An 810-nucleotide genomic window follows, 5' to 3' on the forward strand; every position below is an offset into this window, starting at 1 on the left:
ATTGCGGAAGCGGAAGAATCAGAAGAAGTGGAAGTAATTGCGGAAGCGGAAGAATCAGAAGAAGTGGAAGTAATTGCAGAAACAGAAGAGTTAGAAGAAGTAGAAGTAATTGCGGAAGCGGAAGAATCAGAAGAAGTGGAAGTAATTGCGGAAGCGGAAGAATCAGAAGAAGTGGAAGTAATTGCAGAAACAGAAGAGTTAGAAGAAGTAGAAGTAATTGCGGAAGCGGAAGAATCAGAAGAAGTGGAAGTAATTGCAGAAACAGAAGAGTTAGAAGAAGTAGAAGTAATTGCGGAAGCGGAAGAATCAGAAGAAGTGGAAGTAATTGCGGAAGCGGAAGAATCAGAAGAAGTGGAAGTAATTGCAGAAACAGAAGCACCAGAAGAAGTGGAACCTGTAGTACTTGAGGAAACGCAGCAAGAAATGGTGTTAAATGAAGCAATTGAACAAAAGAATGAATTCATACATGTTGCTGAGGCTGATGAACAAACGAAAAAAGATGTTCAAAGCTTTGCGGATGTTTTAATTACAGAAGAACAATCAGTTGTAGAAGAAACACCGATTGTAGAAGAAACACCGATTGTAGAAGAACAACCAGTTGTAGAAGAAACACCGGTCGCAGAAGAACAATTAGTTGTAGAAGAAACACTGGTCGCAGAAGAACAATTAGTTGTAGAAGAAACACCGATTGTAGAAGAACAATCAGTTGTAGAAGAAACACTGGTCGCAGAAGAACAATCAGTTGTAGAAGAAACACCGGTCGCAGAAGAACAATCAGTTGTAGAAGAAGCACCGGTCGCAGAAGAACAA

General features: G+C 40.1%; 1 pseudogene. It reads left to right on the forward strand.

Going from position 1 to position 810, the window contains the following annotated elements:
- Positions 1-810, forward strand: a pseudogene (locus tag AC2CGR_RS14585) (DNA translocase FtsK); the annotation flags it as partial.

The sequence above is a fragment of the Bacillus sp. LSHTCR4 genome (genome assembly GCF_057197025.1).